Raw genomic sequence first — 23879 nt, 5'->3', positions numbered from 1 at the left:
TTCTGTCCTTACTCGAACCCCACCACCGGATGCGGTTTATACACCGTTTCCAGCTCGGCGATTTCTTCACTGCTCAATTCCACGTCCAGTGCCTGCAGCAAATCATCCAGCTGTTCGCTGCGTGACGCGCCGATAATCGGTGCCGTCACCGCCGGTTTGCTCAGCAGCCATGCCAGCGCAATCTGCGCCCGGCTGACGCCTTTATCCGCGGCGATAGTCTCCACCCGTTTGGCGATGGCGGCATCATTCTCTTCTGTCTGGCTGTACAGGTTTTTCGATACCTCATCAGAGACCGAACGCGCGGTGGTTTCGCCCCAGGGACGGGTGAGTTTGCCACGTGCCAGCGGGCTCCACGGCAGTACGGCGATATTATTCGCCAGACACAGCGGATGCATTTCGTTCTCTTCTTCACGCTGGATCAGATTGTATTGATCCTGCATGCTGACAAAGCGTGTCCAGCCATGCTGGGTGGCGGTACTCAGCGCATTAGCAAACTGCGCGGCATGCATCGATGAAGCGCCGATATAGCGTGCCTTACCTGCCTGCACCACATCGTGCAACGCTTCCAGCGTCTCTTCGAGCGGCGTGTCGTAGTCCCAGCGGTGGATCTGCAGCAGATCGACATAATCCATGCCCAGCCGTGTCAGGCTGTCATCAATCGACTGCAGAATATTTTTACGCGACAGTCCGCCCGACAAATTACTCATTGGAAAATAGACTTTGGTGGCGACAACAATTTCATCGCGGCGGGCGAAATCGCGCAGGGCGCGACCGACAATCTCTTCGCTGCTGCCATCGGAGTAGCTGTTGGCGGTATCGAAGAAGTTGATGCCCGCTTCCAGCGCCTGCTTAATCAGCGGGCGGCTGCTCTCTTCCGGCAACGTCCAGACATGCTTACCGCGGTCGGGTTCGCCATAGGTCATACATCCCAGACACAGACGGGAAACCTGCAGCGCGGTGCTGCCGAACTGAATAGTTTTCATGATGACTCCCTGCTGGTTAGCTCAGGTTAAAGCATAGCAGGTAACAGGCTCCCCGGATGGGGAGCCAGAGAGAGGTTACTGCGCCAGCCAGCGGGCGATCTGCGCCTGGATACCTTCGGCGTCAAGCTGCAGATCGTGGCGGATCTCCTGCTGCGTGCCCTGCGAGATAAAGATATCCGGCAGGCCCAGATTCAATACCGGCACCGGGCGGCGTTTTGCCATCAGCAGTTCGTTAACGCCGCTGCCGGCTCCGCCTTTAATGGCACCTTCTTCCAGCGTCACCAGCGCATCGTGGCTGGCGGCCAGTTCCAGTACCAGCGACTCGTCGAGCGGTTTGACAAAGCGCATATCGACCAGCGTAGCATTCAGTGCTTCGGCAGCGGCCTGTGCTTCCGGCAGCAGGGTGCCGAAGTTGAGAATCGCCAGCTTTTCGCCACTGCGTTTTTTCACGCCTTTACCGAGCGCCAGTGCCGCCAGCGGTTCCAGTGTGGCGCCGGTGCCAGTACCGCGCGGATAGCGTACTGCACTCGGGCCATCCTGATAGTGATAGCCGGTATACAGCATCTGGCGGCATTCGTTCTCATCACTTGGCGTCATGATCACCATTTCCGGGATGCAACGCAGGAAGGCGAGGTCGAAAGCACCCTGGTGGGTCTGACCGTCGGCACCGACAATGCCGCCACGATCGATGGCGAACAGCACAGGCAGCTTCTGGATCGCGACATCATGGATCAGCTGATCATACGCGCGCTGCAGGAAAGTGGAGTAGATCGCCACCACCGGTTTGTAGCCGCCAATCGCCAGCCCGGCCGCAAAGGTGACCGCATGTTGTTCAGCAATCGCCACATCGAAATATTGCGCCGGATAATCGCGAGAGAAGCTCACCATACCGGAACCTTCGCGCATCGCAGGCGTGACCGCCATCAGCTTGCTGTCATCGGCGGCCACTTCGCTTAACCAGTTACCGAAAATCTTCGAATAACTCGGCAGGGCTTCGGCGCTTTTTGGCAGCAGGCCGCTGGCCGGGTCGAATTTTGGCACCGCGTGCCAGCTGATCGGATCTTTTTCGGCAGGGGCGTAGCCTTTGCCTTTTTTAGTCATGATATGCAGGAACTGCGGCCCTTTCAGGCTGCGCATGTTTTTCAGCGTCTGTACCAGCGCCAGCACATCGTGGCCGTCCACCGGGCCAATATAGTTAAAGCCCAGCTCTTCAAACAGCGTACCTGGCACCACCATGCCTTTCAGGTGCTCTTCGGTACGTTTCACCAGCTCTTTAATCGGTGGCAGACCGGTGAGGACTTTCTTGCCGCCTTCACGCAGCCGGGAATAAGTTTTGCCGGAGAGGATTTGTGCCAGACGATTATTCAGCGCACCGACGTTTTCTGAGATCGACATTTCGTTGTCGTTCAGCACCACCAGCATATCGGCTTTCACATCACCCGCGTGGTTCATCGCTTCAAATGCCATGCCCGCGGTAATCGCGCCATCACCAATCACACTGACGGTACGGCGGCCTTTGCCTTCTTTTCCTGCGGCCACGGCCATACCCAGCGCCGCGCTGATGGAGGTGGAGGAGTGGCCGACGCTGAGTACGTCAAACTCACTCTCTTCACGCCACGGGAAAGGATGCAGACCGTTTTTCTGGCGAATGGTGCCAATACGGTCACGACGTCCCGTCAGAATTTTATGCGGGTACGCCTGGTGGCCCACGTCCCACACCAGATGGTCGAAGGGCGTGTTATACACATAGTGCAGTGCCACGGTCAGCTCAACCACCCCCAGTCCGGAGGCAAAATGGCCGCTGGAGCGGCTGACACTGTCGAGCAGATATTGCCGCAGCTCATCACACAGTTTCGGCAGGCTTTCGCGCGGCAGTAAACGTAATTCCTGCACCGAACTCGCCAGCGCCAGTGTCGGGTATTTTGCTATATCAAAACTCATCAGAGACTCTATTTGTCGCGTTCAATTATGAAGCTTGCCAGCGCTTGTAATGACGTTGTATTGAAAGATTGCGCAGCAAGCGTGTCTAAAGAACTGAGGGATTCCTGATACAGGTCCCAGGCTTTTGCACGGGCATTTTCCAGCCCCATTAACGCCGGGTAGGTGCTCTTACCCAAATCCTGGTCGGCGCCCTGGCGTTTGCCAAGGATTGCTGTATCGCCAACCACATCCAGAATATCGTCCTGCACCTGGAAAGCTAAGCCGATAGCGTCAGCATAGCGATCCAGTGCCGGTAGTGCTTCGCGGCCGCGTTCACCGGCTGCCAGCGCCCCGAGGCGGACTGCCGCGCGGATCAACGCGCCGGTTTTATGGCGATGGATCTGCTCCAGCGCAGGTAAATCAATCTGCTGACCTTCCGCTGCCAGGTCCAGCGCCTGACCGCCACACATGCCTGCCACGCCGCTGGCGCGTGCCAGTTCGGAGATCATGGCGATACGCTCTTGCGCGCCCACACCTGGCATCGGTTCATCGGCGAGAATCGAAAACGCCAGCGTCTGCAGCGCATCGCCTGCCAGAATGGCGGTATCTTCACCAAATTTAATATGGCAGGTCGGCTGGCCGCGGCGCAGGTTGTCGTCATCCATGGCGGGCAGATCGTCGTGAATCAGTGAGTAGGCGTGGATACACTCTACTGCAGCGGCCGGTGCATCCAGGCTGGCCGGGTCGGCTTTTAACATGTCGCCCGTGGCGTAAACCAGAAACGGACGTAATCTTTTGCCACCCAATAATGCGCCATATTCCATGGCATTCACCAGAGGAGAACTCTGAAAAGGCAGTGGCGCTAATAAACGGCTCAGCGCGGCATTAACACGTTCGTGGTACGCGTTAAGTAATTTGGCAAAATCCATTATTCACCGTCCGGGGTGAAAGGGGTCAGTTCGGCGTCTTTATCGTCGCTCAGCAGGATTTGCACGCGTTGCTCAGCCTGCTGCAATTTCTGCTGACCCGCACGCGCCAGCTGCACGCCGCGCTCGAATTCGGTCAGGGCTTCTTCCAGCGGCAGATCACCGCTTTCCAGACGGGTAACAATCTGTTCCAGCTGCTGGAGCGAGCTTTCAAAGCTGGTGGGCTGTTCGGCTTTTTTCGGCATAATCGGTTTCGGCTCCGTAGTGACCTGGTAACGCGCAAGTCGGCTATGGTAGCTGACTCGAAATAATTAGCAAAATAATGATATCAGTGGTGGTTGCAGCAGCAGTCCGCGGGCAAAGGTGATATACTTGCGCGCCTCGGATGCAAAGGGCTCAGGCTGCTTTGCAATACATTGATTTTAACAGTTAAGCGCCACAATTTTTAGCCCTTAATTGTCACAACGAACCTGTGCTGCCATGAAGTTTATCATTAAATTATTCCCTGAAATCACCATCAAAAGCCAGTCTGTGCGCTTGCGCTTTATTAAAATCCTGACAGGGAATATTCGTAACGTTCTTAAACAGTATGATGATTCACTGGCGGTGATGCGCCACTGGGATCACATCGAAGTCCGTGCCAAAGACGAAACGCAGCGTCCTGCCATTGTCGATCATCTGACGCGTATTCCCGGTATCCACCATATTCTGGCGGTGGAAGACCACGCCTACAGCGATGTGCACGATATTTTTGAGCAGACGCTGGCGCTGTATCGCGAACGCATTGAAGGCAAAAGCTTCTGTGTGCGCGTGAAACGTCGCGGCAAACATGAGTTTAGCTCCCAGGATGTGGAACGCTATGTTGGCGGTGGTCTGAATCAGCACGTTGCCAGCGCGCGCGTGCAGCTGAATCACCCGGAGGTGACGGTCAATCTGGAAATCGAAAATGACCGTCTGCTGCTGATTACCGGCCGTTATGAAGGCATTGGTGGCTTCCCGATTGGCACACAGGAAGATGTGCTGTCGCTGATTTCCGGCGGTTTCGACTCCGGTGTGTCCAGTTATATGCTGATGCGTCGTGGCTGCCGTGTGCACTACTGCTTCTTTAACCTCGGCGGTGCGGCACATGAAATCGGTGTGCGCCAGGTGGCGCATTATCTGTGGAACCGTTTCGGCAGTTCACACCGCGTGCGTTTTGTCGCGATTAACTTTGAACCCGTGGTCGGCGAGATTCTGGAAAAAGTCGATGACGGTCAGATGGGCGTGGTGCTGAAGCGTATGATGGTGCGCGCGGCTTCGCAGGTCGCAGAACGTTATGGTGTGCAGGCGCTGGTCACCGGTGAAGCTCTGGGTCAGGTTTCCAGCCAGACGCTGACCAACCTGCGTTTAATCGATAACGCCAGCGATACGCTGATTCTGCGCCCACTGATTTCCCACGATAAAGAGCACATTATCAATCTGGCGCGCCAGATTGGCACTGAGGACTTTGCCCGTACCATGCCGGAATACTGCGGTGTGATTTCGAAAAGTCCGACGGTGAAAGCGATTAAAGCGAAGATCGAAGCCGAAGAGCAGAATTTCGATTTCGCGATTCTCGACCGGGTGGTGCAGGAAGCAACCAATGTCGATATCCGCGATATCGCCACTAAAACGCAGGAAGAGGTGGTGGAAGTGGAAACCGTCGCTTCGTTTGGCAGCAATGATGTGGTGCTGGATATCCGCTCTGTCGATGAGCAGGATGATAAGCCACTGGCGCTGGACGGCGTGGAAGTGAAGTCGCTGCCGTTCTATAAGCTGAGCACGCAGTTTGGCGATCTGGACCAGAGCAAGACCTGGTTGTTGTATTGCGATCGCGGTGTGATGAGCCGTTTGCAGGCGCTGTATCTGCGCGAGCAGGGCTTCAGTAATGTGAAGGTTTATCGTCCGTAAGGTTTGACCGAAGCTTCTTGGCCCGAAGGGCGAACCACAGGGATGTGGTTCGTAAACGCTGGGATGGGGGAACAAACGACTCTGTGCTGCTTGCTTCCCCTCCCTGACCCTCCCCCATAAGACAGAGGAGGGGATCAGAATCGTGCCCGTCTAAAGATATTCCACTCACTGCTGGTTCTGGTTTACCGCCCACTCGCGATAATCGAAAATCCCTGCCGCCAGCACCATCTGGGACGCCACTTCACGGGCTGCGTCACTGCCGATCAGCAGGTCAATCAGTTTCAGCGCAAAATCGATGGCAGTACCCGGTCCCTGACTGGTCAGCAGATTCACGCGCTCATCCCATACCACCCGTTTATCCACCCATTTCTCGGCTGGAATGGTCTCTTTCAGCCCAGGGAAACCGGTCATATTCCCGACCGGAAACAGATTGTGTGGCACCAGCACCGTACCTGCTGCTGCACAAATCGCCGCAACAACACGCCCGGAGAGATGAAACTGGCGTACGGTTTCCACCAGCAATGGGCTGTCGCGGAAGGTTTGCGCGCCTTTCAGCCCGCCCGGCAGGACAATGGCGTCAAACGGGTTATCCGCCACATCCACCAGTTTTTCATCCGCTAACAGACGCACACCACGCGAGCAGACAATCTCACGTGCACCATCACTTTCAACCGAAGCGGTCGTGACGCGGATGCCCGCGCGCACCAGCAAGTCGATAGTGGTGACGGCTTCGGTCTCTTCAGTGCCATGTGCCAGGCAAACCAGCACCGACAGATTCTCGCTCATACGCTTGTTCCTTTCGCTTAATCAGATCGTAAAGCCGGCTATTCTCCGGGGCGGTAATGCCCTGTGCCCGTGCACGGCGCAATAAATAGCCGGTAATGTATTCAATTTCAGTCCGTCGCTGGCTGCGGATATCCTGCAGCATCGACGAGGTGTTGACTGCGGTGCTGTTGATGACCGCCAGCACATAATCCAGCAGGCTGTCGCGTGAGGTATGCTGCCCTTCGCGCGCCATCACCGTGGCGATTTCCCCGCACAAAGCCACGATCTCATCGTGATGGGCCAGCAGCTCGCCATTCGTACAGTCGTAGACTGCACTGAGCGGGTTGATCACACAATTCGCCGCCAGTTTCTGCCAGCTGGCGGAGGCGATGTGGTTATGCCAGGCGACATCCGGCAGGGCATGGTGCAGGATATCTGCCAGTTCACTCAGTCCCTGGCTTTCCGGCGTCGCCGGGCCGATATGGGTGGTGCCACCTGCGACATGGACAATCACCGTGCCGTCACGCTTTGCCGCGTGGGTGGTGACGCCCTGCAGAATGGGTTGCGTCAGATCTTTTAGCTCTTCCAGTGTACCCATGCCATTGTGCAGCAATAGCACAGGGCAGGAGGGCGGCAGTAACGCCTGCAGATTATGCACGGCTTCTGCGACCTGCCAGGCTTTCAGTGTGACCAGCAGCAGATCGCTTTCCGCGAGAAACAGCGGATCGTTAGCGATACAGGTTTTATTCACCACCGTGCCATCAAGTTCGAGCACATTCACCGAACAGTACGGCTGCGGTACGCGTAACCATCCCTGTACTTCATGTCCCTGTTGTTCGAGGGCAGATAACCAGATTTGCCCCAATGCACCGCAACCCAGAACAGTAATTTTCATTCTTCCTCCCCGCGTGCGGGTTCTTTTCTGTGCCATGGTATGGCACTTTTTTAAGTATATACCCGTCATACTTTAAGCAGCAGGTCAGCGTGTCTGCCGCCTGCCTGCAACCTGGGTTACTTAGGGTAAGACTTTCTGTGTCTGCGATTTTATTTGACCGGTATAAGCGGGTATTATGCATCTCACTTTAGAATCTGGAGAATAAAACATGCCATCTTTCGATATCGTTTCTGAAATCGACATGCCAGAAGTCCGCAATGCGGTGGAAAATGCCAATCGTGAAGTGTCCACGCGCTTCGATTTTCGTAACGTCACCGCCAGCTTTGAGCTGAATGAAAAGAACGAATCCATCAAAGTGAGCAGTGAATCGGATTTCCAGGTGAAACAGCTGGTGGATATTCTGCGTGAGAAACTGATGAAGCGCGGTATTGAGGGCGCAGCGCTGGAAGTGCCGGAGCAGATTGAACACAGCGGCAAGAGCTGGAGTGTCGAGGCGAAACTGAAGAAGGGCATTGCTACCGATGTGGCGAAGAAGATCGTCAAACTGATTAAAGACAGCAAGCTGAAAGTGCAGTCGCAGATTCAGGGCGAAGAAGTGCGCGTAACAGGCAAGTCTCGCGACGATCTGCAGGGCGCGATGGCATTGGTGCGCAATGGCAATCTCGGCCAGCCGTTCCAGTTTAAGAATTTCCGCGATTAATCTCGCAGGCAACGAATCAATGGCGCCCGGCAGGACGTTCGGGCGCCGTACTGCATTATGATTGCCGGATGTTATTCAGCATTCTTAAGCGCTTGTGCTCGATTGATGTATTGTAAGTGAGTTTTTTCTCTTCGCCATTCACATTAGCAGTATGTGTCGCCACCCTCTGCTGCTGCCGCTCACTGAGATACTCTCTTTTCTTGTTCACCACGGTTTCGTCTAATTCCGGATAGCGTAACAACAACTTTGCCATCTGCCTGGTGGAACTCATATGCTTGAAAAATGGCGCGCTTAAAACATCGCCCGCGAAGTATGAATCAACGAACACGATGCCCTTCTCCGGCAGGTATGTCCTGCCACTGTTTCCTGAAATCTGGTTGTGTTCCAGCATTTCCTGATGAATACGCTGTATCAGGGGCTGGCGCTGATAACATTTCGTGGCGATATCCAGACTGTAAGGTATGCAGTCAAAAGGCGAACGCTGTACACCTGTGCTGATAAAACTGATGCGGGCATTCGGGCAGGTCTCCAGCAGATGATGGGTGAGCTCCCGGTGTCCCAGCTCCTGCGCATTAACCGCGACACTATCAATGATGATGACCGAAAGCCTGTTTTGAGCGTCTCTGCGGGTTTCCAGCACCAGATGGTGCAGGGTACCGGTGACATCTTCCGCTTTACAGCTGCGCAAGAGAAACCGCTGAGCACTGCCAGCGCTAATATTGCCGAATGCATGCGTCACTTCATCGATACTGGCGAGATAAGCCAGATTTAATCCAGGTTTATGCTGGTTCAGGCTATTGATAACCTGTGGCAACAGGGTCACATCAAGGCGATAAATATCAATATCTGGTTGTCTCTCGCTGACCAGGTAGTCATTTACCTGAGACTGTGCATGAATCAGTTCAGGCGATACTGACTGCAGGGAGCGTGAAGCGGCCATTTGCTGCTGTTGCGGCAACCGGGCAAATGCGCCGCTGAGCACCATATAATCCTCATCGGGCGCATTTTTGAATCCGCATTCCCGTAACTGGGTTGCGGAAAAATGAGTGCCTTCCAGCTTTATCCACACTGGTGAATCGTGCGTTTTCCGTAACTGGCCAATCGCTGCGCGCAGCAAGTGCAGACTGGCAGAGTGACTTGCCCGGCTGATAAAAAGCTCAATCGTGTGGTGACTGGTGTGGTGATCTTGACGATCTGCCGCCAGCAACCCAATCCTGCCGTCTTTATCAGCAATTTTTAGCATCAGATCGGATTCAATGATCATTTCCGGAAATTCAATTAACTCATCAAGAATCTCTTTTTCTCGTTGATGATCGCTGCTTTCTGCACTTTTCAGCGTCTGACTGTTAAAGCTATCGCGAAGAGTATGCAATGTCTGATTTCGCGCTTTTCTGTCGCCACAGAGCGTTGGCTCGGGATGCCGCATAGCCTGTGCAATCAGATCCTGCGCACTCTGTAATTTTGAGTGGCTGCGTACTGTGGAACCTGCAGCCGGGCTATTCAGCTCCAGCCTGAGAAATGCCCGGTTTATTTCTTCATGGCTAAAGGATTGCGGACTTTGCTGCATGTGTTGTCGTGTCCGCGAAGCGATATTGAATTCCGGCGTGAGCATCGGGGACGATGCAGCAAATGAAGGCTGTAGCGGCGGGACACGGCTCGTTTGCTGTAACAGTGAGGCAGAGGCAATGCCTGGCTCAGATACCGAGCGGGGGAGCTCGATGGGTTGGGGTACATTCGCCACCTGCAATAGCGGTAGTGATGAAAACCGCTGCTGTATCTGGTTTTGCAGGAGAGGAGGGAGGGGCGGTGTGGGCAGAGCAAGCTCTAATTTATCTGGCATCTTCTCGTCCTCATTTCCATTGAGAAATGATCTCCGGCGCAGGGCTGACGCCGGAGGGGATCATCACGGCAAATCATGGCGGCGCTGGTGAGTCAGGCCGCGATCTGCAATGTAGAGACGATGGAATCACATAACAACTATAAAACGGTGATCTTAATTTTTCACCGGTCAGGCTGACGCCACCAGCGCTTCGAGCTCCGGACGACTGGTCACTTTACTGTCAATTTTGACGTAAGCGCTTTTCTCTTCCGGCACAATAAACACCGCGGCCACACCGGGCTGCGCTTTCAGACGCTGCTCAATCTTTTCGAAACTGCCCTGTGCTTCATGCAGCGTAATGCGCAGGCTGCTGACGTATGGCGGTTCTTTCATGCTGAAGCTGATAAACAGCCACACTGTGGCGATGATCGCGCCAAACAGAAACACGCTCTGAGCATCGAAGTTGCCATAGATGCAGCCGCCAAGACTGCCGCCAATCGCCACGCCAATAAACTGGCTGGTGGAGTAAACCCCCATCGCCGTCCCTTTATAGCCTGCCGGAGACTCTTTGCTGATTAACGAGGGCAGAATCGCTTCCATCAGATTAAAGGAGAGGAAGAATAGCTGCAGGCCGACAACCAGCGTCCAGAAGTGACTGCCTGCGCCCCACAGCATAATTTCCGCAATCAGGATCACCGCCACGCAGGCGACAAACACCCGCTTCATACGGCGTTTCACTTCGGCATAGATAATAAACGGCACCACCCCGGCAAACGCGATCAACATGGTCAGCAGATACACTTTCCAGTGCTGTTCCGCCGGGAAGCCGGATTGTTCAAACTGGCCAGGCAGGGCGACGAAACTCGACATCAGCAGGATATGCAGGCACAGAATGCCGAAATTCAGTTTCAGCAGGCGCGGATTGGCCAGCACTTCACGAATACTGCCTTTGACCATGCCCGATTCACGGTTTAACACATGATGCGGCGCAGCGGGCACCACCAGCAGGGTAATCACAATGCCCAGTGACGCCAGCACGGCAATCATCCAGAACAGGGCGTGCAGACCAAAGGTATGGGTAACAATCGGCCCGACCACCATTGCAATGGCAAAGGTAATGCCGAAACTGATGCCGATAAACGCCATCGCTTTGGTGCGGTTCTGCTCGCGGGTTAAGTCAGACAGCAGTGCCATGACGGCAGCGGCAATGGCGCCGGAACCCTGCAGCGCGCGACCAAGGATCACGCCCCAGATTGAGGTGGTACAGGCGGCGATCACGCTACCGAGGACAAACACCAGCAAACCGCCGACGATTAATGGTTTACGACCAATGCGATCAGATAACAGGCCAAATGGGATCTGGAATACCGCCTGTGCCAGACCATAAATACCAATCGCCAGGCCAATCAGTGTTTCACTCGCGCCCTGCAACGCCATACCGTAGGTGGTCAGTACCGGCAGTACCATAAACATTCCCAGCATCCGCAGGGAGAACACCGTCCCTAAACCCCAGGTCGCGCGCAGTTCGACCGGAGTCATTTTATTATCGTTCATTACAACCTCAGTCTGATTCAGACGACTAACAAAGCCTGGTGTCGGGGACGTTTCCCCATTAAAGGTGGTGCAGCCACATCTCTGGTTTGCTAACGGCTTTGTTATCTCTCGCTTTGTGCCGGCAATAGTTTAAAGGGCGGGGCAGGGTGGGTAAAACATTAGTTCTTAAGCAGTGGTAACAAAATTGTCTGGAACAACAAAAAGAAAGGGCGCGCTATCCGCAATGAACAGCGCGCCCTTAGTGATGTCTTTGCGGTTAACCGACGTAAGTCAGCAGATCCTTAGAGGCCGGAACCATAAAATCCACTGACATCATCACACTCAGGCAGGTGATCGTGATGATGGAGAAGACAAACAGTTTACGTGCCCAAACCACATCGTTTGAGGTCTTGTAACCTGATAATGCCATTCCCAGCCACCACACACTGACTGCAGCAGCAACCACCAGATATTTGTAGCCTGCGTAGCCGCTCAGGGTCAGCATCAGGGTAGCGACCATAAACGCGATGATATACAGCGTGATATGGTTTTTCGCCACGGAGATACCTTTCACCACTGGCAACACCGGGATGTTGGCAGCCTGATAATCTTTAAAGCGGAAGATGGCAATCGCATAGGAATGCGGCATCTGCCACAGGCTAAAGATTGCCAGCAGGATCAACGCGCCAGCATCAAACTCGTTGGTGACTGCGCAGTAGCCAATCACCGGCGGCGCAGCGCCGGAGAGGCTACCGATCAGGGTGCCATACACGGAATTACGCTTCATATACAGGCTGTATACACCCACGTAAATCACAAAGCCCATCACCGCCAGCCACATGGCCAGCGGGTTAGCGCCAAGGTACAGCGACGCAAAGCCAGCAATACCCAGTAAGGTTGCATAAACCAGAGATACATTCGGAGAGATCAGTCCCCTCACCAGGACACGATTCCTCGTTCTCTCCATTTTCTTGTCGATATCGCGGTCGATAAAGTTGTTAAAGACACAACCTGATGCGACCACCAGTGAAACACCGACGATGGTGGTGAGAAACAGGCGATAATCAATGCTGCCTTTAGAGGCCAGCAGAAATCCCCCGATGACAGAAATTAAATTTCCGAAAATAATTCCTGGTTTCGTTACTTGCAGGTATTGCTTAATCATCACTTGCGACTCTTTAGTGGGCCATCATGTTGTAGTTGAGGTTCCACATGATCCATATCGAGCCAACAACAACGATCAGGATGATAATTGCCGAGAACACAATGGCAATCATATTCCATCCATCTTCAGTCTTCGTATCCAGGTGCAGGAAGAAGCGCAGATGCACCAGTACCTGAACTACGGCACACACCAGAACCATGCTCAGGATAGTGGTGTGCGACGCGCTGCCGTCCATCACCAGCCAGAACGGGATGGCGGTCAGAATGATCGACAGTACGAAGCCGATCATGTAGTCCTTCACGCTACCGTGAGAGTGAGATGCACCATGCTGGTTTGCAGAATGACTCATTACATGGCCCCCATCAGGTAAACAATGGTGAATACGCAGATCCATACCACATCCAGGAAGTGCCAGAACATGCTCAGGCACATGATACGGGTACGGTTAGTATCAGTCAGACCACGGCGGGCAACCTGATACATCAGGACCAGCATCCAGATCAGACCGGAGGTCACGTGCAGACCGTGAGTACCGACCAGCGTAAAGAACGCGGACAGGAAACCACTGCGCTGCGGACCAAAGCCTTCCGCGATCAGGTGATGGAATTCATAGATTTCCATCCCGATAAAGCCCACACCGAACAGGAAGGTCAGCGCCAGCCAGCCGTTAACGGCGGCTTTGCTGCCTTTGTTCATGCTGATCACTGCAAAACCATACGTAATGGAGCTGAGCAGCAGCAGGGCGGTTTCCACGGCAACGAACGGCAGTTCAAAGATATCTTTGCCTGCCGGGCCGCCAGCGGTCGCGTTAACCATAACTGCATAGGTCGCAAACAGGGTTGCGAAGATAATGCAGTCGCTCATCAGGTAGATCCAGAAGCCAAAGACTTTATTGGCTCCTGCATCGTGATGCCCATGCTCCGCATGGGCGTCGTGGTGTTTAGTCAGAGTTTCAGTCGACATTATTTCACGCCTGCTTTGGTGATTTCTGCAAAGTGCTGATTCTCGATTTTCTCGATTTCGGCAACTGGTACATAGTAATCAACGTCTTCGTCGAAGCTCTTAATTACCCAGGTAGCGATGGCGCCAACGAAAGACAGACCCAGCAACCACCAGATGTGCCAGATAGCAGCGAAACCAAATACCAGCAGGAAGAAGCTGATGACGATACCCGCGCCGCTGTTCTTCGGCATATGGATCTCTTCATAGTGCGCTGGCTGTTTGTACGCTTCACCTTTCTCTTTCAGTTCCCAGAACGCATCACGCTCGTGAATGTGCGGGACCACTGCAAAGTTATAGAACGGTGGTGGAGAAGAGGTTGCCCACTCCAGCGTACGGCCGCCCCACGGGTCACCGGTCAGGTCACGGTTTTCGTGACGGTCACGGATAGATACCCAGAACTGGATAGCCTGGCAAGCCACGCCCATTGCGATCAGCGCAGCACCACCCGCAGCCACAACCAGCAGGGTGTGGAACTGTGGATCGATGTCCTGGCTCAGACGACGGGTCATACCCATGAAGCCCAGTGCGTACAGTGGCATAAAGGCAGTGAAGAAGCCGATAATCCAGAACCAGAACGCGCGTTTACCCCAGGTTTCGTTCAGGGTGAAACCGAACGCTTTCGGGAACCAGTAAGTCACACCAGCGAAGATACCGAAGACCACACCACCGATAATGACGTTATGGAAGTGGGCAATCAGGAACAGACTGTTGTGCAGCACAAAGTCAGCGCCTGGTACTGCCAGCAGAACACCGGTCATACCACCAACAGAGAAGGTGACCAGGAAGCCAACAGTCCACAGCATCGCAGAGTTCATCACAATGCGACCCTGGTACATGGTGAACAGCCAGTTAAAGATTTTCACCCCGGTCGGAATGGCGATAATCATCGTCATAATACCGAAGAAGGCGTTAACGTTCGCGCCCGCGCCCATGGTGAAGAAGTGGTGCAGCCACACGATAAAGGACAGGATGGTAATAACAACTGTTGCCCATACCAGTGAGGTGTAACCAAACAGACGCTTTTTAGAGAAGGTTGCCACCACTTCGGAGAACACACCGAAGACAGGCAGAACCAGGATGTACACTTCCGGATGACCCCAAACCCAAATCAGGTTGACGTACATCATCATGTTGCCGCCCATATCATTGGTAAAGAAATGGAAGCCCAGATAGCGATCCAGGGTCAGCAACGCAAGACATACCGTCAGAACCGGGAAGGAGACGATAATCAGAACGTTAGTACATAGTGACGCCCAGGTAAATACTGGCATCTTGAACATGGTCATGCCTGGGGCACGCATTTTCATGATGGTCACGAAGAAGTTAATACCGGTTAAGGTCGTACCGATACCGGACAGCTGGAGACTCCAGATCCAGTAGTCAACACCTACCCCCGGGCTGTATTCCGCACCGGACAGTGGTGGATACGCCAGCCAGCCGGTCTGTGCGAATTCGCCCACACCCAGTGACAGGTTAACCAGCACTACACCGACCGCAGTCAGCCAGAAGCTCAGGTTATTCAGGAACGGGAAGGCAACGTCACGTGCGCCAATCTGCAGCGGCACGGCGATGTTCATCAGACCCACCACGAATGGCATCGCCACGAAGAAGATCATGATCACGCCGTGAGCGGTGAAGATCTGGTCGTAGTGATGCGGCGGCAGGAAGCCCGCTTCGCCGGCAGACGCCAGCACCTGCTGACCACGCATCATTACCGCATCGGCAAAGCCGCGCAGCAACATGACGAAGGCCATGATGATATACATGATACCAAGACGTTTGTGGTCGATTGACGTCAGCCATTCGGTCCACAGGTATTTCCACTTACCGAAGTAAGTAATTGCTGCTGCAAGCGCCAGACCACCAAGAATGATGGCGGCAACCGTTATCACGATAATAGGCTCGTGTAACGGCACTGCATCCAGTGTTAATTTTCCTAACATCGTTTATTCCTCGGTTCCAGCATGTCCGGCATGAGCGGCGTTACCCATGTCCATACCTTCATGTTCTGCTTTTTCAGCATGTTCTGGCATGGTCATCTTCTCGTGGCTCATGAACTTGTTAATAACCTGCTTAAACAGTTCTGGGTTCGCCTGGGAGAAGAATTCAACCGGGTGGTTTTCGCTCGGAGCAGCGACTTTCTCGAATTCATCCATCGTCAACAGGGTATTTGGTGACTGTTTCGCTTTTGCGACCCACTCATCAAAACCTGCCTGATCGGCGGTGGCGATGGCCTTAAACTTCATGCCAGAGAAGCCTTTACCGCTGAAGTTGGATGAAATACCGTCGAAGGTGCCGGGTTCATTCGCAATCAGGTGCAGTTTAGTCTGCATGCCTGCCATCGCGTAGATCTGGCTACCGAGGGTCGGAATGAAGAACGAGTTCATCACTGAGTTAGAGGTGATCTTGAAGTTCACCGGAGTGTTAGCCGGGAACGCGATCTGGTTAACAGTGGCGATACCCTGTTCCGGATAAATGAACATCCATTTCCAGTCCAGCGCGATAACATCGATCTCAATTGGCTTCACATCGGATGCCAGCGGTTTGCTTGGTTCCAGGGCGTGGGTGGATTTCCACGTCAGGATGCCAAGAAACAGGATGATCAGGATTGGAACGGTCCAGACCACAGCTTCCACTTTATTGGAGTGTGACCAGTTAGGCGTATATTTGGCGTTAGTGTTGGATGCCCGATATTTCCAGGCGAACACGACGGCCATCAAGACTGCCGGAATAACGACGATCAACATCAGGCCAAAGGCCGTCAGTATCAGCGAACGTTGCTCCATTGCAATCTGTCCTTTGGGATTTAACAACGCACTATCGCAACCACTTAACAATAAAGTGCCTGCAATTAATGACAAAATCCCCAAACTTTTATTGTATTTCCTGAGTCTCATTTAACGACCTCAATGACAAGGGCTCTATTGTCGTTTAAGTGTGGCGGCATTTTACGGGAAGGTTTCTGCACTGTAAACCAGCTTAAGGATGTGTCAGGCTGGTGTTGACACCTTTTACTAAGGGTGTCACAGATGTTACTCAAAATGACAAAATATTAACGGGCACAATGAGTTGCCATCATTATAACAGAAATGGCTTATTTTTTCTGAGGAAAAAACTCCACAGATATAAACAACCAAAACTGGTCGCAAATATTTAACAACTTTGCATCATTTGTGAGATATTAATTATACAAAATTAATTGCTCACCGGAGTGTAATATCGGCATCCGAAGAGGATACTTTATCGGTTAAATTTCCCAAAATTAACCGCAACACCCCTATTTTTACATTTGGCGAAAATTTACACGATTGCGCGGTGGTTATTTATGCGCCGTTTTTCTCAGCGCCAAATAGTCTAGTACAGAACCGATAACAATACCGCACAGCGCCAGCGCGATACCCGTCTCAAATAGCGGCGTCAGAATGCCTGTGCTGTTCAGCCAGCCAAGCGCCTGAATCGCCAGTAACAGCAGCCATAGTCCCAGCAACATACAGCCTGCGCTTAAGGCGCGTAATGCCCAGCGATAGCCATCGCGGTAGCGGTTACGCGGCAGGAAGCTTTCTGTGTTCTGGGTATATTCCAGCGTGCGCTTGCATCCCGCCAGCAACAGCAGTCCCGGCAGTGCGGCGACAACCGAGAAGGCGTAAAAGGTCGGCCAGCCCCACAGTTCAACAAACCAGCCTGCTGCAGGTCCTACATACACCCGGCCTACTGCAGATAACGCAGAAAGCAGGGCAAACTGCGTGGCGGAGAACGATTTGTTACACAGCGTCATCAGCAGCGCGACAAACGCTGCAGTGCCCATCCCGCCGCACAGATTCTCCACGAATACTGCGCTGGCCATACTGAACAGGTGTTTGTCGGTCACCGACAGCAGCCAGTAACCCAGATTGGAAACCGCCTGTAAAATGCCGAACAGCATCAGGGCGCGGAACAGCGACAGGCGCTGCATCAGCAGCCCGCCGTACAAAGCGCCGACAATAGTGGCCAGCAGGCCAAGGGTTTTATTGACCAGGCCGACGTCACCAGCATCGAAACCGACGCCGCGGATCAGGAAGGTGGTGGTCAGGCTGGCGGCGAAAGCATCACCCAGCTTATATAACACTATTAAGGAAAGAATCAGCCAGGCGTTGTTGCGGTTAAAGAAATCCCGCAGCGGTTCCATCACCGCCTGCTCCAGAGAACGCGGTTTGGGAATCGCGTTCTCTGGTTCACGGGCGAGCAGGGTGGCGATCACGCCTGGCACCATCATCAACGCCATCAGCCAGTAGGTGGCCTGCCAGCCAAGAAAACGATCGGCCAGCCACAGGGCCAGCCCGCCGGAAACCAGCATCGCTAGCCGGTAGCCGAGCACCGTTATCGCAGCGCCGCTGCCACGTTCTTCTGGCGGCAGGACATCGGTTTTCCAGGCGTCGAACACGATATCCTGCGATGCGGAACAGAACGCGACCAGTACCGCCAGCGCGGCCAGCAGGGTGAGGTCGCGCGAAGGTTCCATAAAGCCCATCGCCACAATACCGGCAATCAGCAACAATTGACTGATCAATAACCACCCGCGCCGACGGCCTAAAAATGGCGGGGTATAGCGGTCCATCATCGGCGACCAGAGAAACTTAAACACATAGGCCTGGCCGACCAGTGAAAAGAAACCGATGGTTTTCAGATCCACGTTTTCCACCGTCATCCACGCCTGCAGTGTGCCGGAAGTCAGAGCAAGCGGGAGTCCGGAGGCGAAACCGAGCAGAAGCAGGAGGGCGGCGTTACGTTGGCTGAAAATACGCAGGTAGTTATTGGTCATACAATCCTTTCGTAAGTCGCCCGGCGCGAGGGCCGGGCGGCATACAGACCTTCCGGGCGGAAAATCTGAAAACACAAAGGGGAACCGTGGCGGCTCCCGTCTGGCTTAACGTGCGTTTTGCTTGATAAAGCTATGGACGCTGGTGTCCTGCGCCATATCGGCAATCACGTCGCTCAGTGTGGAGTTAATCACGTTAGTGATTTTCTCGTTAGACGCGGTCAGCGCGCCTTCCACACTGTAGGTCTGACGGTAGTTCTTCACCTGCTTATTGCCATTTTTCGCGCTGGCGATAATGGAAATGTCCGCTTTGGTGGTGATGCTGTAACGCAGGTTGCCCTGGGTGACGTCAGCATACAGATTGTTGACGACGATCTGCAGGTCGACAGCGCCATTTGGTCCAATCATGTAACCGCGCGCGCCCATCTGCTTCTCCAGCACTTCCTGCAGCAGGAAACGCAGGTCGCGTGATGGTGTTAGGGTAACCAGCTGGCCATCGCGGGTGACTTTTGCCAGCGCCTGGTCGCTGCGCTGATCGGCGCCGTTAATGCTGATGGTAACGCCCATCAGGCTTGGGTCATGCTGTGGTAACTGAATTTTAGGGGAAACATTTAACGTGGTGCTGTTGTTTGCACAGCCAGCCAGAATAAACGCGGCCAGCAGCGGGAATAATAATTTTTTTAACATACTTTTTTCTCGTTCACGTGAGTGGTATTGCTGACAAAACTGCGGCCATCATATCATTGGCTGGCGCGGAGGGAAGCCCTGACTGCGCGTAAATTCATTACCTTGCTCTTTTTCAGATTGTGGGAAGGGGCAGGCAGATGCCAGACTGGTAAACGCAGCGCGATAAGATGCCGCCGTATTGTCGCCAGAGAAAAGAACGAGTTAAGAAATTTTCATCACCGCGCCGCGGATAAGTGAAAAAACCAACTAATATTTAAAGAGATGGCGCTCTGTGCGCTGCCGAAGAGGAGTGTGGTTATGGTTCGCGGACAAATAGAAGAAAAGTTACGTAAGGCGTTTAGTCCGGTGTATCTTGAAGTGCAGGACGAAAGTTACCGTCACAACGTGCCCGCGGGTTCGGAGAGCCATTTCAAGGTCATCATCGTCAGTGACAGTTTTGCCAATCAACGCTTCCTGATGCGCCATCGCGCCATTTATGGTGTGCTGGCCGATGAATTAGCGGGCAGCGTGCATGCACTGGCGTTGCATACCTATACCGTGAAAGAGTGGGAAGGATTACGTGATACGGTGCCGGCATCGCCTGACTGCCGTGGCGCGGGTACGATGGCCTGACGTCTTACGCGATTAATTTCAAAACGGCCTGCGGGCCGTTTTGTCGTTTTTGCCTCTGACGGGCGAACAATTTGCGAGCTGGGCGATAATTTGCGCACAGTACGCCGTTTGAACGGGTTTGCGTTCTCGACTCATCAAGGTGATGCCGCTATAATGCGGCGTCTATTTTTCCGGAATGTCTTCGGGACGCTTCTGGTAACAGGGAATGCGGTTCTGACAACAGAGGCCGTCCCGGTTGTCGGAGAGTACATTTGCGCAGACTGGCGCGGTGTGCTGTCTGAAGTTGACCGAGCACGTGATTTTTTTGAGGTAACAAGATGCAAGTTTCAGTAGAAACCACTCAGGGCTTGGGCCGTCGCGTTGCGATTACCGTCGCTGCTGACGTTATCGAGAGCGCTGTGAAGAAAGAGCTGGTTGACGTGGCTAAAAAAGTGCGTATCGACGGCTTCCGTAAAGGCAAAGTGCCAATGAATGTTGTTGCTCAGCGTTATGGCGCATCTGTGCGTCAGGACGTGCTGGGCGATCTGATGCAGCGCAACTTTGTTGACGCTATCATCAAAGAAAAAATCAACCCGGCTGGCGCACCAAAATATGTGCCGGGCGAGTACAAACTGGGTGAAGACTTCAGCTTCTCCGTTGAGTTCGAAGTGTACCCGGAAGTGGAACTGCAGGGTCTGGACGCTATCGAAGTTGAAAAACCGGTAGTTGAAGTGACCGATGCTGATGTTGACGCGATGCTGGACACCCTGCGTAAGCAGCAGGCTAGCTGGAAAGAAACAGATGCAGCGGCAACAGCGGAAGATCGCGCAACCATCGATTTCACCGGCTCTGTAGACGGTGAAGTGTTCGAAGGCGGCAAAGCGTCTGATTTCGTACTGGCGATGGGCCAGGGTCGTATGATCCCAGGCTTCGAAGAAGGCATCGTTGGCCATAAAGCGGGCGAAACCTTCACTATCGATGTGAAATTCCCGGACGATTACCACGCAGAAAACCTGAAAGGGAAAGACGCGAAGTTCGAAATCGTGCTGAAGAAAGTTGAAGTGCGCGAACTGCCAGAGTTCACCGCTGAATTCATCAGCCGTTTCGGCGTGGAAGACGGTTCCGTTGACGGCCTGCGTGCTGAAGTGCGTAAAAACATGGAACGCGAGCTGAAAGGCGCAGTGCGTAACCGCATCAAGTCTCAGGCTATCGATGGCCTGGTTGCGGCGAATGAAATCGACGTACCTGCTGCACTGATTGACAGCGAAGTGGACGTTCTGCGTCGTCAGGCTGCACAGCGTTTCGGCGGCAACGAGAAACAAGCGCTTGAATTACCACGTGAACTGTTCGAAGAGCAGGCAAAACGCCGCGTAGTGGTTGGTTTGCTGCTGGGCGAAGTCATTCGCACCAACGAGCTGAAAGCTGACGAAGACCGTGTGAAAGCGCTGATCGAAGAGATGGCGTCTGCGTATGAAGATCCACAGGAAGTGATCGAGTTCTACAGCAAAAACAACGAGCTGATGAACAACATGCGTAACGTTGCTCTGGAAGAGCAGGCTGTTGAAGCGGTTCTGGCAAAAGCCAAAGTCACTGAGAAAGCGACTGGCTTCCAGGACCTGATGAATCAGACTGCTAACGCCTGATTCCTGCGCTAAAACGCCTTAAAAAAGGCCCGCTACCGTAAGGTTGCGGGCCTTTTGCTTAACTATTTTCCGGCAAAGCTCATCTTTTACTGCTTATTTGCTTAATTAAGCGGCGAATTATCGTCTATGCTGCTTTTCCTGGTTAGCGATTGACGAAAACGTTGTTATGCTTGAAAGAGCGGGGCAACATCCCCAGATACTCTTCAGCACCACCCGTAATTGTTGCGCTGACTGATTACCCGTCCGGATGGCGTCGGTGAGTGAGGGGAAGCATAGTGTTCCCGGGCTCACTCAAGTAGAATCGGTACAGAGTGTTGCCAAAGTGAAATTTATCCAGGAGACGGTAATGTCATACAGTGGCGAACGTGAAATAACTGCACCTCACATGGCGTTAGTGCCAATGGTGGTTGAACAAACCTCGCGCGGCGAGCGTTCTTACGACATCTATTCGCGCTTGCTGAAAGAGCGCGTGATCTTCCTCACCGGTCAGGTTGAGGATCATATGGCCAACCTGATTGTGGCGCAGATGCTGTTTCTGGAAGCGGAAAACCCGGAAAAAGACATCTACCTGTATATCAACTCTCCTGGTGGCGTGATTACTGCAGGGATGTCGATTTACGACACCATGAAATTTATTAAGCCGGACGTCAGCACCATCTGTATGGGCCAGGCGTGCTCCATGGGCGCGTTTCTGCTGACGGCGGGCGCGGCAGGTAAGCGTTTCTGTCTGCCAAACTCACGTGTGATGATCCACCAGCCACTGGGCGGTTACCAGGGCCAGGCGACAGACATTGAAATCCATGCGCGTGAAATCCTTAAAGTTAAGGGCCGTATGAATGAGCTGATGGCGCACCATACGGGCAAATCTCTTGAAGAAATAGAGAGAGACACTGAGCGCGACCGTTTCCTCTCTGCCGCTGAAGCGGTAGAGTATGGTTTAGTGGATGGCATACTGGACAAGCGCATCTAAAGGCTTACGCGTGTGCGCCAGGCTATAGTTAAAAGGCGCAGATGTGAGTGGCACGAGACAAGGGCAGCGCAGCGGCGCTGCCAGCGCCGCAAACCAGGCGGACCAGGATAAAGAGAAGAGGTTAACTGATGACAGATAAGCGCAAAGACGGTTCAGGAAAGCTGCTGTACTGCTCTTTTTGCGGCAAAAGCCAGCATGAAGTACGTAAGCTGATTGCCGGGCCGTCAGTGTATATCTGCGATGAGTGTGTCGATCTGTGTAACGACATCATTCGCGAAGAGATTAAAGAAGTCGCCCCGCATCGCGAGCGCAGTGCACTGCCGACACCGCATGAAATCCGCCATCATCTCGACGATTATGTTATCGGCCAGGAGAAGGCGAAAAAGGTGCTGGCAGTCGCGGTGTACAACCACTACAAGCGCCTGCGCAATGGCGATACCAGCAACGGTATCGAACTGGGCAAGAGTAACATTCTGCTGATTGGTCCTACCGGTAGCGGTAAAACCCTGCTGGCGGAAACCTTAGCGCGTCTGCTGGATGTGCCATTTACCATGGCGGATGCCACCACGCTGACCGAAGCCGGTTATGTCGGTGAGGACGTGGAAAACATCATCCAGAAACTGCTGCAGAAATGTGACTACGACGTGCAGAAAGCCCAGCGCGGCATCGTTTACATTGATGAGATTGATAAGATCTCGCGTAAGTCGGACAACCCATCGATTACGCGTGACGTTTCCGGTGAAGGCGTCCAGCAGGCGCTGCTGAAACTGATCGAAGGGACGGTGGCTGCCGTTCCGCCGCAGGGTGGTCGTAAACATCCGCAGCAGGAATTCCTGCAGGTGGACACCTCGAAAATCCTGTTTATCTGTGGCGGTGCATTTGCAGGCCTCGATAAAGTGATTTCACAGCGTGTGGAAACCGGCAGTGGTATCGGCTTCGGTGCAACGGTAAAAGGTAAGTCGCAGAAAGCAACAGAAGGCCAGCTGCTGTCGCAGGTGGAGCCGGAAGATTTGATCAAGTTCGGTCTGATTCCTGAATTTATCGGGCGTCTGCCTGTAGTGGCGACGCTGAATGAATTGAGTGAAGAAGCACTGATTCAGATCCTGCGTGAGCCGAAAAATGCCCTGACCAAACAGTACCAGGCCCTGTTTAACCTCGAAGGGGTTGAACTGGAGTTCCGTGAAGAAGCGCTGACGGCGATCGCGAAGAAAGCCATGTCACGCAAAACCGGTGCGCGTGGTCTGCGTTCGATTGTTGAAGGTGCGCTGCTGGATACCATGTATGACCTGCCTTCCATGGAAGATGTGGAAAAAGTGGTGATTGATGAATCCGTGATTGATGGACAAAGCGAACCAATGCTGATTTACGGAAAACATGAAGCACAACAGGCTTCTGGCGAATAAATAAGCAAATCAATCCAGTTAGTTACCATAAAAAGGGGAAAATTTTTTCCCCTTTTGCTTTTCTCACGCGCTTAACGTTGAATGTCTGACATTCATCCCCATATACTCAGTTACCTGTGGGTTGACTGCCTGAACTTTTCTGAATCATTCGGG

21 protein-coding genes are annotated in these 23879 nt (G+C 53.4%); 6 read left to right on the top strand and 15 right to left on the bottom strand.

Annotation, left to right across the window (positions count from 1 at the left end; translation table 11 throughout):
• Nucleotides 1–8: 8 nt before the first annotated feature.
• From ACSZO1_RS01390 to xseB, 4 genes are all read right to left on the bottom strand, one after another.
• Nucleotides 9–983, bottom strand: coding sequence for an aldo/keto reductase (locus tag ACSZO1_RS01390; protein WP_437608770.1), 975 nt, complete (start codon nucleotides 981–983; stop codon nucleotides 9–11).
• Between the two features lie 75 nt (nucleotides 984–1058).
• Entirely contained in the window at nucleotides 1059–2924 is a 1866-nt protein-coding gene (dxs, locus tag ACSZO1_RS01385; RefSeq protein WP_437608768.1) for a 1-deoxy-D-xylulose-5-phosphate synthase, read from the bottom strand.
• 8 nt (nucleotides 2925–2932) lie between these two features.
• On the bottom strand, nucleotides 2933–3832 hold the full coding sequence (gene ispA / locus ACSZO1_RS01380; RefSeq protein WP_437608766.1) for a (2E,6E)-farnesyl diphosphate synthase: 900 nt from the start codon (nucleotides 3830–3832) through the stop codon (nucleotides 2933–2935).
• Nucleotides 3832–4074: an exodeoxyribonuclease VII small subunit gene (xseB, locus tag ACSZO1_RS01375; RefSeq protein WP_437608764.1), complete on the bottom strand. Its 243-nt coding sequence runs from the start codon at nucleotides 4072–4074 to the stop codon at nucleotides 3832–3834. The genes ispA and xseB overlap by 1 nt, the downstream gene beginning before the upstream one ends.
• Before the next feature lie 235 nt (nucleotides 4075–4309).
• On the opposite strand from xseB, the gene thiI reads away from it, so the two are divergent.
• Nucleotides 4310–5758: a tRNA uracil 4-sulfurtransferase ThiI gene (gene thiI / locus ACSZO1_RS01370; RefSeq protein WP_437608763.1), complete on the top strand. Its 1449-nt coding sequence runs from the start codon at nucleotides 4310–4312 to the stop codon at nucleotides 5756–5758.
• Nucleotides 5759–5923: 165 nt separating this feature from the next.
• Here thiI and yajL read toward each other — a convergent pair whose 3' ends face one another.
• Both yajL and panE read right to left on the bottom strand, forming a co-directional pair.
• A complete protein-coding gene (gene yajL, locus ACSZO1_RS01365) occupies nucleotides 5924–6544 on the bottom strand; it encodes a protein deglycase YajL (RefSeq protein ID WP_437608761.1) in 621 nt (206 codons plus the stop codon).
• Nucleotides 6498–7418, bottom strand: coding sequence for a 2-dehydropantoate 2-reductase (panE, locus tag ACSZO1_RS01360; RefSeq protein WP_437608759.1), 921 nt, complete (start codon nucleotides 7416–7418; stop codon nucleotides 6498–6500). The genes yajL and panE overlap by 47 nt, the downstream gene beginning before the upstream one ends.
• A 208-nt stretch (nucleotides 7419–7626) precedes the next feature.
• Between panE and ACSZO1_RS01355 the strand changes: the two genes are divergently transcribed.
• A complete protein-coding gene (locus ACSZO1_RS01355) occupies nucleotides 7627–8118 on the top strand; it encodes a YajQ family cyclic di-GMP-binding protein (protein ID WP_437608757.1) in 492 nt (163 codons plus the stop codon).
• A gap of 55 nt (nucleotides 8119–8173) precedes the next feature.
• On the opposite strand, the gene ACSZO1_RS01350 is transcribed toward ACSZO1_RS01355, so the two are convergent.
• From ACSZO1_RS01350 to ACSZO1_RS01310, 9 genes are all read right to left on the bottom strand, one after another.
• Nucleotides 8174–9958: a YopJ family acetyltransferase gene (locus ACSZO1_RS01350; protein WP_437608755.1), complete on the bottom strand. Its 1785-nt coding sequence runs from the start codon at nucleotides 9956–9958 to the stop codon at nucleotides 8174–8176.
• Nucleotides 9959–10126: 168 nt separating this feature from the next.
• Nucleotides 10127–11491, bottom strand: a complete 1365-nt coding sequence (locus tag ACSZO1_RS01345) for an MFS transporter (RefSeq protein WP_437608753.1) — start codon at nucleotides 11489–11491, stop codon at nucleotides 10127–10129.
• A 256-nt stretch (nucleotides 11492–11747) separates the two neighbouring features.
• A complete protein-coding gene (gene cyoE, locus ACSZO1_RS01340) occupies nucleotides 11748–12635 on the bottom strand; it encodes a heme o synthase (protein ID WP_437608751.1) in 888 nt (295 codons plus the stop codon).
• A 13-nt stretch (nucleotides 12636–12648) separates the two neighbouring features.
• Complete coding sequence (locus ACSZO1_RS01335) at nucleotides 12649–12984, bottom strand: cytochrome o ubiquinol oxidase subunit IV (protein ID WP_437608749.1); 336 nt, start codon at nucleotides 12982–12984, stop codon at nucleotides 12649–12651.
• Entirely contained in the window at nucleotides 12984–13598 is a 615-nt protein-coding gene (locus ACSZO1_RS01330) for a cytochrome o ubiquinol oxidase subunit III (RefSeq protein WP_437608747.1), read from the bottom strand. Before ACSZO1_RS01330 ends, ACSZO1_RS01335 begins: the two co-directional genes overlap by 1 nt.
• Nucleotides 13598–15580, bottom strand: coding sequence for a cytochrome o ubiquinol oxidase subunit I (gene cyoB / locus ACSZO1_RS01325; RefSeq protein WP_437608745.1), 1983 nt, complete (start codon nucleotides 15578–15580; stop codon nucleotides 13598–13600). The genes ACSZO1_RS01330 and cyoB overlap by 1 nt, the downstream gene beginning before the upstream one ends.
• 3 nt (nucleotides 15581–15583) lie before the next feature.
• On the bottom strand, nucleotides 15584–16534 hold the full coding sequence (cyoA, locus tag ACSZO1_RS01320) for a cytochrome o ubiquinol oxidase subunit II (protein WP_437608743.1): 951 nt from the start codon (nucleotides 16532–16534) through the stop codon (nucleotides 15584–15586).
• Between the two features lie 422 nt (nucleotides 16535–16956).
• The gene (gene ampG, locus ACSZO1_RS01315) at nucleotides 16957–18435 is read right to left on the bottom strand and encodes a muropeptide MFS transporter AmpG (RefSeq protein ID WP_437608741.1); all 1479 of its coding nucleotides are present in this window, start codon (nucleotides 18433–18435) and stop codon (nucleotides 16957–16959) included.
• 105 nt (nucleotides 18436–18540) lie between these two features.
• Nucleotides 18541–19119, bottom strand: a complete 579-nt coding sequence (locus tag ACSZO1_RS01310; RefSeq protein WP_437608739.1) for a lipoprotein — start codon at nucleotides 19117–19119, stop codon at nucleotides 18541–18543.
• 297 nt (nucleotides 19120–19416) lie between these two features.
• Between ACSZO1_RS01310 and bolA the strand changes: the two genes are divergently transcribed.
• The 4 genes from bolA (at nucleotide 19417) to clpX (ending at nucleotide 23726) form a co-directional block, all read left to right on the top strand.
• Nucleotides 19417–19731, top strand: coding sequence for a transcriptional regulator BolA (bolA, locus tag ACSZO1_RS01305; RefSeq protein WP_437608737.1), 315 nt, complete (start codon nucleotides 19417–19419; stop codon nucleotides 19729–19731).
• A gap of 317 nt (nucleotides 19732–20048) precedes the next feature.
• Nucleotides 20049–21353, top strand: coding sequence for a trigger factor (gene tig / locus ACSZO1_RS01300; RefSeq protein WP_437608735.1), 1305 nt, complete (start codon nucleotides 20049–20051; stop codon nucleotides 21351–21353).
• A 346-nt stretch (nucleotides 21354–21699) separates the two neighbouring features.
• On the top strand, nucleotides 21700–22323 hold the full coding sequence (clpP, locus tag ACSZO1_RS01295; protein WP_437608733.1) for an ATP-dependent Clp endopeptidase proteolytic subunit ClpP: 624 nt from the start codon (nucleotides 21700–21702) through the stop codon (nucleotides 22321–22323).
• Between the two features lie 128 nt (nucleotides 22324–22451).
• On the top strand, nucleotides 22452–23726 hold the full coding sequence (gene clpX, locus ACSZO1_RS01290) for an ATP-dependent protease ATP-binding subunit ClpX (protein WP_437608731.1): 1275 nt from the start codon (nucleotides 22452–22454) through the stop codon (nucleotides 23724–23726).
• The last annotated feature ends 153 nt before the right edge of the window (nucleotides 23727–23879 follow it).

Origin of the sequence: Erwinia sp. V71 (assembly GCF_965644245.1) — a bacterium.
GTDB lineage: Bacteria > Pseudomonadota > Gammaproteobacteria > Enterobacterales > Enterobacteriaceae > Erwinia.
This window is presented reverse-complemented; position numbering and strand designations above follow the sequence as displayed.